The following is a 16597-nucleotide window of genomic DNA, read 5'->3' as shown; positions in this document are numbered from 1 at the left end:
CACCTCACATGCCTTCACATTAAGTTGTCTTCGCGACTACTGTATCTATATACAGCGAAAAGGATAAGCGAATCCCTGCGCTTTGGGTAGTGGCTTTTCAATGTAGACCGGATTCGGCATTTGTCAGATCGAGCGGCAGCGGTACCCCAGGCAACAGGCTGCGGCCAAACGCCACGGTGCGCCGTTCGGGGCCGCTCGCCATGATGGTGTGGCCTTCTTTCTGCATGGCCGAGTGCCGTGCAGGAAAACCGTCACGTCCAACATGCATCATCCGCTCGCATCGGGCTAAGGAAACTCATCGTGAAAATCAACTGGGCCGAGAAACTGCGGCAAAACGTGCATCAACTGGCCGAGTCCCTGGGCAACCTGTTCGTCGAGACGTTCCACTACCTGGCGCTGTTCGCCATTGGTGCGGTGACCGCATGGGCGGCGGTCATGGAGTTTCTCGGGATGCTCGAGGAAGGGCATATCAAGATCGATGACATTCTGTTGCTGTTCATCTATCTGGAACTGGGGGCGATGGTCGGGATTTACTTCAAGACCAATCACATGCCAGTGCGCTTCCTGATCTACGTGGCGATCACCGCACTGACGCGCCTGCTGATCTCCAACGTCTCGCACCATAATCCGCCGGACATGGGCATCATCTACCTGTGCGGCGGCATTCTGCTGCTGGCGTTCTCGATCCTGGTGGTGCGTTACGCCTCGTCGCAATTTCCCTCGGTGAAGATCGAGAAGCCGCAACGCAAGCTCGGCGCAGGCTCCGGGGAACACCCGGAGATCGAAAAGGGCGAGCTTTAAAGGCCCATCGCCGGCCGAGGCGAGTCTTTCTTCGCAAGCGGTGGCGGCGCGAAACCGTCGCCGCTGGTCATGGCTTCGAGGATGGCCATGGCACTGTGACCCTGTTCGATGGCAATGCCGAACTGAATGCTCTGCACCAGGCGTTTGAGGCGCTTGGGGTCGTTGCGCTGTTCGGCGCTGATCATCCGCTTGGCGACGATGCGGCCGCGGTCGGACAGCGTCAGCATGATGCTGCCATCCAGGCCCTGAATGCTCAGGTTGATCTGATAGTCCGGCGCGAAGGCATCGGTAATGATCTGAAAAGGATTGTCCATGATGCGTCACCGCCTGATTGAACGTGCAGTTGTTGACCGGCCGTGATCGGGTTGGTTCGCTTGACCGGATCATCGGCCATTCCGTGGCCTGTGTTGTTGCTTCATGTGGGCGCCTGTGCAGCGCCTAGTGGGGTGTAGCAAGGGGCATGCCGGGAAAATTGTTGGACAATGGATACGGCATGAAAAAGGCGAGCTCATGGCTCGCCTTGGTCATTTATGGGCCGTTTCAGGGCAGAACCGAGTAGATGATCGCTGACAGTGCAATCAGGCCGATCAGTACCACGAACACGTTGGACGCCTGGCCCGAATACTGGCGCAAGGCTGGCACGCGGCGGATTGAGTACATCGGCATCAGGAACAGCAGGCAGGCAATCACCGGCCCGCCCAGGGTTTCGATTATGCCGAGAATGCTCGGGTTGAAGGTGGCCACGGCCCAGCAACTGAGGATCATGAACAACGCCGTGGCGCGGTTCAGCCAGCTCGCCGACATCACCCGGCCGCGGCTGCGCAGGCTCTTGACGATCAGGCCCTGAAAACCTTCGCTGGCCCCGATGTAGTGGCCGAGGAAGGATTTGGTGATCGCCACCAGCGCAATCAGCGGCGCGGCGTAGGCGATGACCGGCGTCTGGAAGTGGTTGGCCAGGTACGACAGGATCGAGATGTTCTGCGCCTTCGCCGCCGCCAGGTCTGCCGGCGACAGGGCCAGTACGCAGCTGAAGCAGAAGAACATCACGGTCACCACCATCATGCCGTGGGCCATGGCGAGGATACCGCTGCTCTTGCGCTCGGCCTGGTCGCCGTAACGCTGTTTCTGTTCGACCGCGAAGGCCGAGATGATCGGCGAATGGTTGAACGAGAACACCATCACCGGAATCGCCAGCCACAAGGTCTTGAGGAACACCGACAGGGCCATCGGCTCCTGGGCGCTGGCGAAGAATGCGCCGTTCCAGTTCGGGATCAGACTCAGCCCCAGCAACAGCAGGGCGGCGACGAACGGGTAGACCAGCACGCTCATGGCCTTGACGATCACGCCCTGGCCGCAACGCACGATGGCCATCAGGCCGAGGATCAGCGCCAGTGACAGGATCGCCCGGGGCGGCGGGGCGATGTGCAACTGGTGTTCGAGAAAGCTGCTCAGGGTGTTGGTCAGCGCCACGCTGTACACCAGCAGGATCGGGAAAATCGCGAAAAAATACAGCAGGGTAATCAGTTTGCCGGCGCCGATGCCGAAGTGCTCCTCAACCACTTCGGTGATGTCCCCGCAACGTCCCGAAAGCACGAAGCGGGTCAGGCCACGGTGGGCGAAGAAGGTCATCGGGAAGGCCAGCAACGCCAGGATCAGCAGCGGCCAGAAGCCACCGACGCCGGCATTGATCGGCAGGAACAGGGTGCCGGCACCAATCGCCGTGCCGTACAGGCCGAGCATCCAGGTGGTGTCGAATTTGCTCCAGCCCTTGGCGGCGATTGCGGGTGTGCGGGTGCGATCTACAGCGGGATTTTCGGCAGCAGGTGTACGTACATCGGTCATCGTTTTTGCCTCGTTATTATTCTTGCTCGGGCTCACGGTTGACAGGCCGCCACGAACGGCCTGCCGGGGCAGTCAGGGCTGGCGCGTCAGCACTCCACCCAGTTCACGGCCAGGCCGCCCCGTGAAGTCTCTTTGTACTTGTCATGCATGTCGGCGCCGGTATCGCGCATGGTGCGGATCACCCGGTCGAGGGAAATGAAGTGCTTGCCGTCGCCGCGCAGGGCCATTTGCGTGGCGTTGATTGCTTTCACCGCAGCGATGGCATTGCGCTCGATGCACGGCACCTGCACCAGGCCGCCGACCGGGTCGCAGGTCAGGCCGAGGTTGTGTTCCAGGCCGATTTCGGCGGCGTTCTCCAATTGCTCCGGGCTGGCCCCGAGCACTTCGGCCAGGCCGGCGGCGGCCATCGCGCAGGCCGAACCGACTTCGCCCTGGCAGCCGACTTCGGCACCGGAGATCGAGGCGTTTTTCTTGCACAGGATGCCGACGGCGGCCGCGCCCATGAAGAACGCGATGACGTCGTCGTCGCACGCCTCGGGATTGAATTTCATGTAGTAGTGCAGGACGGCCGGAATGATCCCCGCCGCGCCGTTGGTCGGCGCGGTGACCATGCGCCCGCCGGCGGCATTTTCTTCGTTGACCGCGAGGGCGAACAGGTTGACCCACTCCATTGCCGACAGGGTCGAACTGATAACGTTGGGCTTGCCGATTTCCAGCAGGCTGCGGTGCAGTTTCGCCGCGCGGCGCGGCACATTCAGACCGCCGGGCAGGATGCCTTCATGGCGCAGGCCCTGCTCGACGCACTCGCGCATCACCGACCAGATGTGCAGCAGGCCCTGGCGGATGTCGGCGTCGCTGTGCCAGGCACGTTCGTTGGCCAGCATCAGTTCCGACACGCGCAAATTGTGCTGTTTGCACAGGCTCAGCAGTTCGGCGGCGCTGGAAAAATCGTACGGTAGCTGCACGTTGCCGGCGGGCGCTACAGCGGATTCGGCCTCGGCCGCTTCGATGATGAAACCGCCGCCAACCGAGTAGTACGTCTGCGTGAACAGCTCGGCACTTGCGCCGAAAGCTGTCAGCGACATGGCGTTGGGGTGGTAGGGCAGGCTCTCGTCCAGCAGCAGGAGATCGCGCTGCCAGTCGAAGGCAATCGTGCGCTGACCGGCGAGGGACAATTGCCCGTCTGCGCGCAGCTGCTCGATGCGTGGCTCGATGGTTGCCGGGTCGATGCGGTCCGGCCATTCGCCCATCAGGCCCATGACGCAGGCGCGGTCGGTGGCGTGGCCGACACCGGTGGCCGAGAGTGAGCCGTACAAACGGATTTCCACACGCTGCACATCGTTGAGCAAGCGCTGCTCGATCAGCGCCGCGGCGAAGGTCGCGGCGGCACGCATCGGGCCGACGGTGTGGGAACTGGACGGGCCGATGCCGACTTTGAAAAGATCGAAAACACTGATAGCCATGCTAAAGCCTTACAAGCGATGGAGTAGGAATCGCCGCCATTTTTTGTAGGACAAGCGCAATGTCGGCGATACTGCCTGCCTCGCTACAACGTGACTAACGAAACTTCCTAAGTAAGCCTTTAGCAGGACTAAACGATGAGCCGTCAATTGCATGCGCAGACTTATGTCTGGCTGCAGGTGTTTTCCTGTGCCGCGCGGCACCTGTCCTTCACCCGCTGTGCCGAGGAATTGCACATCACGCCCGGCGCGGTCAGCCAGCAGATCCGGCAACTGGAGGAGCGTCTGGGTTTTCGCCTGTTTCACCGCCGTGCACGCGGGGTCGAACTCAGCGCCGAGGGCCAGCGCCTGGCCATTACGGTCAATGAGGCGTACGGCAGCATCGACGCCGAACTGCGTCGTCTCGATGCCGGGATGATCAGCGGGACGCTGCGGCTGCGCTCGATTCCCTCGTTCCTCAGCAAATGGCTGACCCCGCGCCTGCCGCGCCTGCAGCAGCGCTACCCGGACATTCAGTTGCGCCTGGTGGCCGAGGACAGCAGCGTGCCGTTGCACGAAGGCGATTTCGACCTGGCCATCGACCTGAACGACGGCAGTTATCCGGGCCTGATGTCCACAGCCTTGCTCGACGAGCAGATTTTCCCGGTGTGCGCGCCGAGCCTGCTGCGCGGGCGCCCGCCGTTGCACGGGCCGGCGGATCTGGGCCACTTCCCGTTGTTGCATGACATCACCGCCTGGCGTGGCAGCTACGAGTACGCGGAATGGGAGTTCTATCTCAACGCCATCGGTTTCGAGGGCGCCGATGTCCGGCGCGGGCACACGTTCAATCGCAATCACCTGACCATCGAGGCGGCGATTGCCGGCATGGGCGTGGCGATTGCCCGGCGCACGTTGCTCAACGACGAGCTTGAGCGGGGCACGCTGATCGTGCCGTTCGGCCTGTCGGTGGCCAATCACAAACGTTATGTATTGCTTTACGCGCCGGGGGCGCTGAGCCATCCGGGCGTGCGCGCAGTGCATGACTGGCTGGTGGAAGAGGCGGGGATCTTTCGCAGTCTGCACCCGTTGAATGACGGGCAATTGTGAGCAAATTTTGCCGAATGGCGGGGCGACCCAACTCCCGACCTTACCAGTGCTTTACCCGGTTGTCCGGCTTTTTTTGCGAATGAATATTTATCTTTTTTCAGGGGTTGAAATGTTCGGCGGTCGGGCCGATTGTTGTAATCAAGAGGTCACGAAATCCTGTTCAAGGCCTCTTGCGAGCTAGCTGAAATAAGGGATGAACTATGCAAATCCAAGTCAACAGCGACAACCATATTCAAAGCAGTAAACGACTGGAGGAGTGGGTACGTACAACCATTGAGAGCACGCTCGACCGTTATGAGGAAGACCTGACCCGTGTCGAAGTCCACCTGAGCGACGAGAACGGTGACAAGCCTGGTCCCCATGACTTGCGCTGCCAGTTGGAGGCGCGGCCAAAAGGCCATCAACCGATTTCCGTGACCCATAAAGCCGATTCGCTGGAACAGGCGATCGATGGTGCGGCCGAAAAACTCGAACATGCGCTGGAACATCTGTTTGGCAAATTGCGCGGCAAGCCACGCGCCGCGATCGTGCCATTCGAGAGGAAAGCCAACGACCGGCTGCTGGAGGAAGAATTTCTCGAGAATGAACAGGCAGCCATCAACAGTTGATGCGCTGATCATTTAATTCACCCACTGAGAACGGGCCTGCAAATGCAGGCCCGTTTTTGTTTGTGGCTGGCAGAGAGAGTGCAGGGCCTGAGAGCCATTCCCTCACCCCAGCCCTCTCCCGGAGGGAGAGGGGGCCGACCGAGGTCGTCGTGCGCTATCCATCGACCTGAAACAACCCGTCGATTATGGATGCGAAGCAGCCATTACAGCTCGACGTCACCCTGCAGCATCAGTCCCCTGGAAGGTTAGGGTGAAGGGCTTTTAAACGTCAGAACGCCACGGAGGTCTGCACATACACCGTGCGCGGTTCACCCACGTATTTGCCTTTGTTGTTGTCATCGAACGAGCGCGTGAAGTATTGCGTGTTGAAGATGTTCTTCACGCCCACCGCGACATTCAGATCCGCCAGCTGCGGGCCGAAGTCATACCCGGCGCGACTGCTGAACAGCATGTAGCCAGGGATCTTGCCGGTGCTGCCGTCGGCGCTTTCGCGCGTGGTGTTGGCGTTGTCGGCGAACTGGTCGCTCTGGAAACTGCTGTCCAGATTGAGCTTCCACGGCCCCTCTGTGTAACCGACGCCAAGCGTACCTTTGTGCTTCGAAGAGAACGGCACCCGGTTGCCCTTGTTCGGTCCGTCCTCGCGGATGGTGGCGTCGACGTAGGCGTAAGTGGCGTACACATCGAAACCGGCCAGCGCCGGGCTCAAGTCGTCCAGTGCGTAGTTGACGCTGGTCTCGATGCCCTGATGGCGGGTTTCGCCACGGGCGATCACCGAGTCGTTGGTCTGGTTGCTTTCGTACTGGTTGTCGAAGTTGATCAGGAACGCACCGATCTCCGCACGCAACGTGCCGTTGTCATACCGGGTGCCGAGCTCCCAGGTGCGGGCCTTCTCCGGTTTCACTTCGCCGCTGGTCACGCGGTTGGGCATCTGGCTGTATTGCACGCTGCCGAACGAGCCTTCGGTGTTGGCGTACAGATTCCAGCTGTCGGTGAGGTGGTAGAGCACGTTCAACGCCGGCAGTGCGGTGTTGTAGTCGCCCTGGTATTTGACGTTGGTCAGGTTGTTGGTCTGTTGCGATTCGATCATCTCGTAGCGCACGCCCGGGGTGATCGTCCATTTGCCGATGTCGATGCGGTCGTCGACGAAGAACGCATTGGCTTCGGTGCCGCCCCGCGTGTCGCGGTCGTTGCGGCTGTCGGTGGTCGGGTATTGGTTGCTGGCGATGGGCGTGCGGTAGCGCAGTTCGTGGCCGGCCTCATTGATGTAGCGATAGCCGACGCCGACTTCGTGGCTCGTCGGGCCGAGGTCGAAGCCCTGGGCGAAACGGGTTTCGAAGCCGCGCACCCAATACTCGCGCGGTGACAGCGAGAGAAACGTGCCCTGATCGAGATAACCGCTGCGCAAGGTCTTGGTGAAGAAGGTGTTGGCGGTGAATTCGCGGCGATCCTCCTGGTAGCGATAGCCGAAGTTGAACATCGTCCGCCGCCCCCAGAACTGGTCTTTCGGCCGGGTCGACTGGTACGGATCGGCATCGTAGTCGGCCACGCTCAGGCCGCCGGGCATGTCGGCCTTGCCCTCGTAATACTGGGCCATGGCGTTGAAGCTGTTGGCCTCGTCGAGTTGATAGTTGCCCTTGAGGATCAGGTCGTCGATCTCGCTGTCGCTGTGTTCGCGCCAGTCGCCGCCACGGCTGCCGGAATACAGCAACGCGCCGCCCAGGCCATTGGCGTTGGTGCCACCGGCGAGCAGGTTGGCGCTGGTCTTGAAACCGTCGTGGCTCGACGACGGACTGGTTTCGGTCTGGAAACCACCCTTGACCGTCGGCTCATCGGGAATCGCCCGGGTCACGAAGTTGACCACGCCGCCGACGTTCTGCGGGCCATAACGCACCGCGCCGCCACCGCGCACCACGTCCACCGCATCCATGTTGCCCATGCTGATCGGGGCGAACGACAGCTGCGGCTGACCGTACGGCGCGAACGGCACCGGAATGCCGTCCATCAACACCGTCGAGCGTGCGGCCAGGCGCGGGTTGAGGCCGCGAATGCCGAAGTTCAGCGCCATGTCGTGGCTGCCGGTGCCGTTGTTATCCGGCGCGTTGACCCCGGGAATGCGATTGAGTACGTCGCGAGCCTGGGTCGCGCCCTGGCGTTCGAATGTTTCGCGGCGGATCACGTCGCGCGCACCGGGGTGTTCGAAGACGTTGACCTGCGCCGCATCGCCGAGCCAGTCGCCGACCACTTTCGAGGTGTCCAGCTCCAGCGCCGTGTCGCTCGCCGGTTGCAGGCTGAAGGCGTTGTTGCCCTCGGCGCGGGCTTGCAGGCCGGTGCCTTCGAGCAGGGCGTCGAGGCCTTGCGCGGCGCTGTAATTGCCTTCCAGGCCGCGGCTCTGCACGCCGCTGGTGACGTGCGAACCGAAGGAAATCAGCACGCCGGCTTCACGGCCGAACTGGTTGAGGGCGTTCTCCAGCGACGACGGGGCGATGTGGTAGGTCTTGCTGTCTGCGGCGTGCGCCAGGGGTAGCGCACTGAAGCTCAGGCTGGCGCCGAGGACAAGGTGGCGCAGGGCGCGGGCCAGGGGCGTGAGGCGGTTGGGGTGCATGGAGGACGGTCCTGAGAGGGTTGAATCAAGGGGGCTTTCCTTCTCTGTCACGCCAGATCTGAAAAACGGCTCATTTATTTTTTCCGGAGCAACCGATCGCCGGCGGCGGCGTCTCCCTTAGGCTGGACGCCTGGCCAACGCAGCGACCTTTTGCAGTGCTGTCAAACCCGCGCTTCGACGTTCACCCAATAGCGGGTAAAGCGCTTCACTTTCACTGGCAGGCTGATTTCCAGCAGGTCGAGGATCCGCTCGCTGTCGTCCAGGGGATAAGTCCCGGAGATCAGCAGGTCGGCGACTTTTGCGTCGCAACCGAGCTGCCCGCGTCGATAGCGTCCGAGCTCCTCGAGAAAATCCCCCAGGCGCATGTGCGCCGCCACCAGCATGCCGTCGACCCAGGCGCCGCTGTTGGCGTCCAGGGGCTGCGGTGGGCTGACCGTCGTGCTGGTGAAACTCAATTGCCGGGCCACCGGCAGCAGCATGCCCGCGTGGCCGTTACGCGTCAGTTCCACGCGGCCTGCAAACAGCGCCACCTGGGTGCGATCGGCAAACTGGCGGACGTTCAGGCGTGCGCCCTCGGTGCGCAGCGCGCCTTGTGCAGTCTGTACGGTGACCGCTTGCGGGGTGCTCAGGAGCATTTCGCCCTCGAGCAGGCGGATCAGTTTCTGCGCTCCTTGGTCTTGCACGTCCACCGCGCTGGCGCTGTTGAGCTGTAACTGGCCGCCGCTGCCCAGGTCAATCCGGCGCCGCTGGCCGAGCGGGCTGCGGTAGTCGGCGAGCAGCGCAGGGATCGGCGTATGCGCGCGCAATCCCCAGGTCACGGCCGACCCGGCACCGAGCAGCAGCAACAGCTTCAGCGCCTGGCGCCGGCTGGCGGCTTGCGGCGCGTTCAACGCGGCATGGGCCAGCGGCGAGGACAGACCGCGCAGGCGCGAATTGACCCGCTGAATGTGCTCCCAGGCCCGCCGGTGTTCGCTGTGGGCGTCGAGCCATTGTTGCCAGGCGTGTTGCTGGCGCGGGTTCAGCGGGCCTTGCTGCATTTCCAGCAGCCAGTGCACGGCTTGTTCGGCGACCTGCGCAGAAAAATCCATCGGCGCCGTCACAACGCGAAGTAGCAGCGCAGGGCCGCTTTGTTCAGATGACGTTTGACCGTGGCCACGGAGATGCCCAGTTCGGCGGCAATCTGTGGATAAGTCAGGCCGTCGACCTGCGCCAGCAGGAATGCGCGCTTGACCGGACGCGGCAGGCCGTCGAGCAATTGATCGAGCTCCATCAGGGTCTGCAGGATGATGGCCTTGTCTTCTTCGGAAGGGGCGAGCACTTGCGGCATCTGCGCCAGGGTTTCCTGGTAGGCGCGTTCCACATCCTGGCGTCGGTAGTGATTGCACAGCACGCGTTTGGCCAGGGTGGTGAGGAACGCGCGGGGCTCGACGATCACCGGCGGTTCTCGCGCCGTCAGCACACGGATGAAGGTGTCCTGAGCCAGGTCGGCGGCGCTGTGCGGGCAGCCGAGCTTGCGCCGCAGCCAGCCGGTGAGCCAGCTGTGGTGGGCCTGGTACAGCGATTCGACAGGGTGGGTGGGCGGCAACGGCATCACTCCGAGCGCAATCTGCATGCGTTAGAGAACAAGAATTGTTCGCATTGTAGGGGCGGTCGCAGGTTCCGGCAATCGGCTGCTTTTGCGTATGAGAATATTTATCATTAATATTGGCCGCCTGTAGCGCCGACATGTCAGTCGGACATTTCCGGTTTCAGGGTCGAAACATGAAAGCCAAACTTGCTGCACTGCCCTTGTCCTATCGTCTGGCCGTCACGTCGCGGGTGCTGGCAGCGGTCTTTGGTGGCTATCTGGTCGCCGCGCTGGCCAGCGTCACCCTGACCCTGTGGCTGCCACTGAGCCGCGCCGAAGCGGTGGTGACCGGCATGACGGTTTCGTTCCTGGTCTATCTGGTGGCGGTGCTCTGGTGTTTCGCCTGCCGAACGGCCTGGTCGGCGTGGGTCGGCCTGCTGGTGCCGAGTGTGATTCTGGCGACCGTCTCCGGCGCGGCGCGCGGCCTGGGCTACGCATGAAAGAGGGTTTTCGGCAGGCCATGGCGTGGCTGCATACCTGGGCGGGCCTGTTGTTCGGCTGGCTGTTGTTCGCGATTTTCCTGACCGGCACGCTGGCCTATTTCAAGGATGAAACCAGTCACTGGATGCAGCCGGAGATTACCGCGCGGCCGCTGAATGCCGAGGCCAGCCTGACCCTTGCCCAGCAGTATCTGCAACAGCACGCCCCTGATGCGTCGCGCTGGCTGATCGGCCTGCCCGACGCCCGCGATCCCGGTCTGAGCGTGCGCTGGCAGCAGAGTCCGGCGCAACCCGGTGAACGCGGCCAGTTCGTCAGCAAGACCCTCGATGCGCAGACCGGCGCCGAAGTGCAGGGCCGCGCGAGCATGGGCGGCGAGTTCTTCTACCGCTTCCACTTCCAGTTGCAGATGCCCTATCCGTGGGGGCGCTGGCTGGCGACGATGGCCGCCATGGTGATGTTCGTGGCACTGATCAGCGGCATCATCACCCACAAGAAAATCTTCAAGGACTTCTTCACCTTCCGCCCGCGCAAGGGCCAGCGATCCTGGCTCGACGGCCACAACGCGGTGGGTGTGCTGGTGCTGCCGTTTCATTTGATGATCACCTACAGCAGCCTGGTGATTTTCATGGCGATGGTCATGCCGGCGAGCATTCTGGCCTCCTACGGCAGTGACGTGCAGAGCTTCTACGACGACGTTTTCCCAGCGTCGAAGGTGCCGGCGAAAGCCCATCAGCCGGCCGCCCTGGCCCCGTTGGCAGCGCTGGTCGGCCAGGCCCGTGCGCAGTGGGGCGGCGGCAGCGTCGCGCGGGTCACGGTGAACAACCCGGGCGATGCCAATGCCTCGGTGGTGCTGACCCGCAGCGGTGCTGATCGGGTGGTGCACGATTTCGGCAGTGCCGTGACCTTCAACGGCGTCAATGGCCAGGTGCTCGACACCACGCCTGCACAACCATTGGCAATGGCGATCGGCGGCAGTTTCTACGGCCTGCACATGGGCCATTTCGCCGGCCCCGTGCTGCGCTGGCTGTACTTCATCTGCGGGCTGGCGGGCACGGCGATGATCGGCACCGGGCTGGTGATCTGGCTCGGCAAGCGCCAGCTCAAACACGCCAAAAGCGCGGTGCTGCCGTTCGAACTGCGTCTGGTCGAGGTGCTGAACATTGCCAGCATGGCCGGGCTGGTGGCGGCGGTGGCGGCGTTCTTCTGGGCCAATCGCCTGCTGCCGCTGGACCTCAGCGGGCGTGCCGACTGGGAGGTCAACGCCTTCTTCATCACCTGGGGCCTGAGTGTCCTCCATGCGCTACTGCGTCCGGGGCGTCAGGCCTGGGTCGAGCAACTGACACTGGCCGCTGCTCTGTTTGCCGCACTGCCGCTGCTCAATGCACTGACCACGCCGTATCACCTCGGCGTGACGCTGATCGAAGGTGACTGGGCGCTGGCCGGTTTTGACCTGACGTGCCTGGCCAGTGGCGTGTTCCTCGCCTGGACCGCGTGGAAAATGCAGCGTGCGGGCAACACCGTCAGGGTCAGACACGCCCGCCGCGAAACGCCGCGACCGGTCACGCTCGAGCAGGGGAGCCACTGATGCTGCTCGCGCTGCTGCTGTGTTACGCCGGCTTCACCGCACTGTGTCTGTCGCGGCCGCGGCACCACGAGGAACTGCTCGGGCACAAGCCGTCGCTGTCGCGCCAGCGCAGCCTGGGCGGCGCTGGCTGGCTGCTGCTCGGCCTGTCCCTGTGGGCCGCTGTGGCCGCCAATGGCTGGAGCTTCGGTCTGGTCGACTGGTTTGCCGTGTTGATGCTCAGCGCCCTGGCGCTGGTGATGCTGCTGCCGTACCGCCCGCGCCTGGCGCTGGCCTGCGCCGGACTGAGCCTGCTGGCCAGTCCGCTCGCTGCGTGGGCCGTGAACTGACATGTTGATCAGCCATCCGCCGGAATCGCGCGACGACGAACCCCACGGTGCGCGGGCGCATTTTCTCCAGGTGTTTCTCGCGCAACGTTCGCAGATGGAGGCGCTGGTCAGCCGCCGCGTCGGCTGCCGGGCGACGGCGGCGGATCTGGTGCAGGATCTGTTTCTGCGCTTCTGGCGTCGGCCACTGGTGCAGGTCGAGGAACTGAGCACCTATCTGTTGCGTTGCGCCGGCAACATTGCCATCGACCATTTGCGCAGCGAAGGCACGCGGGTGCGGGTCAACGAGGGCTGGCAGACCGAGGAGCCCGACAGCAGCGGCTGCGAACCGCAGGCGGCACTCGAAGCGGGCAATGATTTGCGCCATGTCGAAGCGGCGCTGCGCGCGTTGCCCGAGCGCACCCGGCAGATCTTTCTGCTCAATCGCATCCACGGGCGCAAGTACGCCGAGATCGCCAAGGCCATGGGCCTGTCCCAAAGCGCCGTGGAAAAACATATGATGCGCGCCCTCGAGGCCTGCAAGGCCAGTCTGCGCGAACCCGCGCCACGCCTGTCAGGGAAAGCACCGTGACTCAACCCGACCGCGTCATCCCGACACCCGCCCAGGAGCAGGCCGCACTGGCCTGGCTGAGCCTGCTGCACGACCGTCCCAGCACCGGCGATCAACTGACCTTCAGCCAATGGCTGCGCGCCGATCCCGCCCACGCCGAGGCCTACGCGCAGGCACAAGTCGTCTGGGAGTTGAGCGAGAGCCCGGCGCAGACGCTGGCCGATGAAGACGCCTGCGCCTTGCAGGGTTATCTCGAAGCAATGGATCGCCCGCGTCGCCCGGCGTTGTTGCGCGGGGCCGGGGCGCTGGCAATGGCGGCGTGTCTGCTGCTGATGGTCAGCCTCGGCATGGGCTGGCAACCGCAGCGCTGGATCGATGATCTGGGCGCCGATTACGTTTCGGCGCCGGGTGAGATCCGCACCGTGACGCTGGCCGATCAGTCGCAAGTCACGCTGGATGCCGACAGCGCCATTGCCGTGGATTTCAGCCACGGCGAGCGGCATGTGCAGCTGCGTCGCGGTGCCGGTTTTTTCAGCGTGACGCACACCGGTGATCCGTTTGTCGTGGCGGCGGGACAAGGTCAAGCGCGGGTGCTCGGCACGCAATTCGAAGTGCGCCTGCAGCCGCGCGGGGCGCAGGTCACGGTGCTGTCCGGACGCGTCGGGGTGAAGGCCGATCGCCAAGGCCCACAGCAGATTCTCACCGCGGGGCAGCAGGTGGCTTACGCTGACGGATTGGCGGAACAACTGCACGCCGTCGACAGCGAGGCGCAACTGGCCTGGCGCCAGGGCTGGCTGACTTACTACAAGTCGACGCTGGCGGATGTCGTGGAGGATCTGCGGCGCTATTACCCGGGGCGCATCGTGCTGCTCAACGATGAATTGGCGGCGCGCAGGGTCAGCGGCAGTTTTCCGAGCAAGGACCCGCAGGCTGTGCTGAATTCTCTGCAGGGGGTGTTAGGGTTCGAGCAGCATCAGGTGCTGGGGCAGTTGATTATTTTGCGCTGAGGCTGATGGCCTTTTCGCGAGCAGGCTCGCTCCCACAGTGGGTCTGTGGATCGACAAAAACACCCTGTGGGAGCGAGCCTGCTCGCGAAGGCGTCAGCCCCGACAACACGACGTTTCAAATATTTTCCGCTCAAGGGTGAGGTAAACCCGAACGCCATCCGTGTAGTGACTGAAACTGCGAGTCATTCGCATCCGTTGCGGTTCTACACAGGTCATTGAGCAATGAAGTCCAGGGCAAGTTCGGGTTCGGTCAAACAGTGGTTGGGCGTGTCGGCGTTGAGTTTTTCCGCGCTGGCGTTGTCGCCGATGAGCGTGGCGCTCGCCGCGCAAGCGGGCAGCAGTCAGACGCAAAAGCAGTTCACTTTCGCCTTGGCCGCCAAACCGCTGCCGCAAGCCCTCAGCGACTTCAGCCGCGTCACCGGGCAAAGCGTGGTCTACACCGATGAGGCGCCGTACGGTCTGACGGCGCCGGCAGTCAGCGGCCAGATGAGCGCCGAACAGGCGCTGCAACGCCTGCTCGGCGGATCCGGGCTGACTTTCCGCCGCACCGACAGCCACACCCTGGCGCTCGAGCCGCAACCCACGGAAGGCGCGCTGAACCTCGGTGCAACCAACATCACCTCGGTGCTCGACCAACCGCTGAGCTACCAGCCGCCGCAAACCAGTTCGGTGATGCGCTCCGCGGCCTCGCTGCAGGAGGTTGCACAGACCGTCAACGTCATCCCGGCCCAGGTCATTCGCGATCAGGCGCCGCGCAATCTCGACGATGCGCTGGCCAATGTCAGCGGCATCACCCAGGGCAACACCCTCGGCAGCACCCAGGACTCGGTGATGACCCGTGGCTTCGGCGACAACCGCAACGGCTCGATCATGCGCGACGGCATGCCGGTGGTGCAGGGCCGCGGCATGAACGCGACGGTCGAGCGCGTCGAAGTGCTCAAGGGCCCGGCGTCTTTGCTGTACGGGATTCAGGACCCGGGCGGGGTGGTCAACATGGTCAGCAAGAAACCTGAGCTGACCGCGTACAACGCGCTGACCCTGCGCGGCTCGACCTACGGCGACGGCAAGAACGGCAGCGGCGGCAGCTTCGACAGCACCGGAGCCTTGGGGGAATCCGGGCTGGCGTACCGGCTGGTGCTGGACCACGAAGACGAAGATTACTGGCGCAATTTCGGCACCCACCGTGAAACCCTGATTGCGCCGTCGCTGGCCTGGTACGGCGAACGCACCAAGCTGTCGTTCGGCTACGAGCATCGCGAATTCCTCACGCCGTTCGACCGTGGCACGCTGATCGATCCGCGCACCAACCATCCGCTGGACATCTCGCGCAACGAGCGCCTGGATGAACCGTTCAACGACATGGAAGGGCGTTCGGACCTCTACCATTTCGAGGCCGACCATGAACTCAACGACGACTGGAAAGCCCACTTCGGCTACAGCTGGAACCGCGAGACCTACGATGCCAGCCAGGTGCGCGTGACCGCCATCGACACCAAAAAAGGCACCCTGACCCGCAGCATGGACGGCACCCACGGCGCGATCAGCACCGACCGTTTCACCACCGCCAGCCTCGAAGGCAAGGTCAATGTGCTGGGCATGCAGCATGACCTGGTGTTCGGCGTCGATGACGAGTACCGCAAGATTTACCGCGCCGACCTGATCCGGCAGAAAAGCCTGAGCACCTTCAGCTACGTCAATCCGGTGTATGGCCGCGAAGTCGAAGGCACCACGGTCAGCCCGGCCGACAGTGCGCAGACCGACCTGCTGCGCAGCGATTCGGTGTTCCTGCAGGACTCGATCCACCTCGACGATCAGTGGATTCTGGTCGCCGGCGGACGCTTCCAGGAGTACGACCAGTACGCCGGCAAGGGCGTGCCGTTCAAGGCCAACACCGACAGCAACGGACAGAAATTCGTCCCCCGCGCCGGCCTGGTGTATCGCTACACCGATCAGCTGTCGTTCTACGGCAGCTACACCGAATCGTTCAAACCGAACTCGACCATCGCCCCGCTCAGCGGCAGCAGCACCGTGCTCGATGGCAGCATTGCGCCGGAAGAGGCCAAGTCCTGGGAGCTGGGCGCGCGCCTGGATATCCCGGGGCGCGTCACCGCCAACGTCGCCCTGTTCGACATCAAGAAGCGCAACGTGCTGGTGGCCAACGCCGAAGGCCCGACGACGATTTACAGTGCCGCCGGCGAAGTGCGCTCACGCGGCCTGGAGCTGGACCTGAGCGGCCAGCTCAGCGACCGCTGGAGCCTGATCGGCAGCTATGCCTACACCGATGCCGAGGTCACCGAAGACCCCGACTACAAAGGCAATCGCCTGCAAAACGTGGCGAAGAACAGCGGCTCGCTGTCGGCGGTGTATGACTTCGGCAGCGTGCTCGGTGGCGATCAGTTGCGGGTCGGCGCGGGGGCGCGTTATGTCGGTGAGCGGGCGGGCAACGCGGTGAACGACTTCGACTTGCCGAGCTATACCGTGGCGGATGCGTTTGCCACTTATGACACCCAGGTCGAGGGGCAGAAGGTCAAGTTCCAGCTCAACGTGAAGAACCTGTTCGACCGCACTTACTACACCTCGGCGGCGAGCCGCTTCTTTGTGTCGATGGGCGATTCGCGGCAGATCTCGCTGTCCAGCACATTGGAGTTTTGACACCGAGACAAAG

16 protein-coding genes are annotated in these 16597 nt (G+C 63.3%); 9 read left to right on the top strand and 7 right to left on the bottom strand.

What is annotated here, in order from left to right:
* Nucleotides 1-97: 97 nt before the first annotated feature.
* On the bottom strand, nt 98-226 hold the full coding sequence (locus QRN70_RS11020) for a hypothetical protein (RefSeq protein ID WP_285417653.1): 129 nt from the start codon (nt 224-226) through the stop codon (nt 98-100).
* Between the two features lie 74 nt (nt 227-300).
* Here QRN70_RS11020 and QRN70_RS11015 point away from each other — a divergent pair, with 74 nt between their 5' ends.
* Nucleotides 301-801, top strand: coding sequence for a phosphate-starvation-inducible protein PsiE (locus QRN70_RS11015; protein WP_003221775.1), 501 nt, complete (start codon nt 301-303; stop codon nt 799-801).
* On the opposite strand, the gene QRN70_RS11010 is transcribed toward QRN70_RS11015, so the two are convergent.
* From QRN70_RS11010 to QRN70_RS11000, 3 genes are all read right to left on the bottom strand, one after another.
* Nucleotides 798-1115, bottom strand: a complete 318-nt coding sequence (locus tag QRN70_RS11010) for a DUF3509 domain-containing protein (protein ID WP_285417651.1) — start codon at nt 1113-1115, stop codon at nt 798-800. The two genes, QRN70_RS11015 and QRN70_RS11010, sit on opposite strands and share 4 nt — an antisense overlap.
* Before the next feature lie 226 nt (nt 1116-1341).
* On the bottom strand, nt 1342-2643 hold the full coding sequence (locus tag QRN70_RS11005) for a serine/threonine transporter (RefSeq protein ID WP_285417650.1): 1302 nt from the start codon (nt 2641-2643) through the stop codon (nt 1342-1344).
* 86 nt (nt 2644-2729) lie between these two features.
* A complete protein-coding gene (locus tag QRN70_RS11000; protein WP_285417649.1) occupies nt 2730-4106 on the bottom strand; it encodes an L-serine ammonia-lyase in 1377 nt (458 codons plus the stop codon).
* Between the two features lie 135 nt (nt 4107-4241).
* Between QRN70_RS11000 and QRN70_RS10995 the strand changes: the two genes are divergently transcribed.
* Complete coding sequence (locus tag QRN70_RS10995; RefSeq protein WP_285417647.1) at nt 4242-5189, top strand: LysR substrate-binding domain-containing protein; 948 nt, start codon at nt 4242-4244, stop codon at nt 5187-5189.
* A 200-nt stretch (nt 5190-5389) separates the two neighbouring features.
* Nucleotides 5390-5797, top strand: coding sequence for an HPF/RaiA family ribosome-associated protein (locus tag QRN70_RS10990; protein ID WP_285417645.1), 408 nt, complete (start codon nt 5390-5392; stop codon nt 5795-5797).
* A 268-nt stretch (nt 5798-6065) separates the two neighbouring features.
* Here QRN70_RS10990 and fecA read toward each other — a convergent pair whose 3' ends face one another.
* The 3 genes from fecA to QRN70_RS10975 form a co-directional block, all read right to left on the bottom strand.
* A complete protein-coding gene (gene fecA / locus QRN70_RS10985; RefSeq protein ID WP_285417644.1) occupies nt 6066-8399 on the bottom strand; it encodes a TonB-dependent Fe(3+) dicitrate receptor FecA in 2334 nt (777 codons plus the stop codon).
* Between the two features lie 161 nt (nt 8400-8560).
* Nucleotides 8561-9487 (bottom strand): DUF4880 domain-containing protein, encoded by a 927-nt coding sequence (locus QRN70_RS10980; RefSeq protein ID WP_285417642.1) that lies wholly within the window; start codon nt 9485-9487, stop codon nt 8561-8563.
* A gap of 8 nt (nt 9488-9495) precedes the next feature.
* A complete protein-coding gene (locus tag QRN70_RS10975; RefSeq protein WP_285417641.1) occupies nt 9496-9990 on the bottom strand; it encodes a sigma-70 family RNA polymerase sigma factor in 495 nt (164 codons plus the stop codon).
* Between the two features lie 170 nt (nt 9991-10160).
* Between QRN70_RS10975 and QRN70_RS10970 the strand changes: the two genes are divergently transcribed.
* The 6 genes from QRN70_RS10970 to QRN70_RS10945 all read left to right on the top strand — a co-directional run bounded on the left by QRN70_RS10970 (nt 10161) and on the right by QRN70_RS10945 (nt 16584).
* Complete coding sequence (locus QRN70_RS10970) at nt 10161-10466, top strand: DUF3649 domain-containing protein (RefSeq protein ID WP_285417640.1); 306 nt, start codon at nt 10161-10163, stop codon at nt 10464-10466.
* A complete protein-coding gene (locus tag QRN70_RS10965) occupies nt 10463-12052 on the top strand; it encodes a PepSY-associated TM helix domain-containing protein (RefSeq protein WP_285417638.1) in 1590 nt (529 codons plus the stop codon). The genes QRN70_RS10970 and QRN70_RS10965 overlap by 4 nt, the downstream gene beginning before the upstream one ends.
* A complete protein-coding gene (locus QRN70_RS10960; RefSeq protein ID WP_285417636.1) occupies nt 12052-12378 on the top strand; it encodes a DUF3325 domain-containing protein in 327 nt (108 codons plus the stop codon). Before QRN70_RS10965 ends, QRN70_RS10960 begins: the two co-directional genes overlap by 1 nt.
* Nucleotide 12379: 1 nt before the next feature.
* Complete coding sequence (locus QRN70_RS10955; RefSeq protein ID WP_285417635.1) at nt 12380-12946, top strand: RNA polymerase sigma factor; 567 nt, start codon at nt 12380-12382, stop codon at nt 12944-12946.
* Nucleotides 12943-13932 carry a FecR family protein gene (locus QRN70_RS10950; RefSeq protein ID WP_285417634.1) on the top strand — a complete coding sequence of 330 codons (990 nt, stop codon included), beginning with the start codon at nt 12943-12945 and terminating at the stop codon, nt 13930-13932. Before QRN70_RS10955 ends, QRN70_RS10950 begins: the two co-directional genes overlap by 4 nt.
* A gap of 222 nt (nt 13933-14154) precedes the next feature.
* The gene (locus tag QRN70_RS10945; protein ID WP_285417632.1) at nt 14155-16584 is read left to right on the top strand and encodes a TonB-dependent siderophore receptor; all 2430 of its coding nucleotides are present in this window, start codon (nt 14155-14157) and stop codon (nt 16582-16584) included.
* Nucleotides 16585-16597: the final 13 nt, after the last annotated feature.

Origin of the sequence: Pseudomonas sp. efr-133-TYG-5 (assembly GCF_030209175.1) — a bacterium.
Taxonomy (GTDB): domain Bacteria; phylum Pseudomonadota; class Gammaproteobacteria; order Pseudomonadales; family Pseudomonadaceae; genus Aquipseudomonas.
The sequence above is the reverse complement of the archived record's forward strand: the minus strand, read 5'-3'. Positions and strand labels throughout refer to the sequence as shown.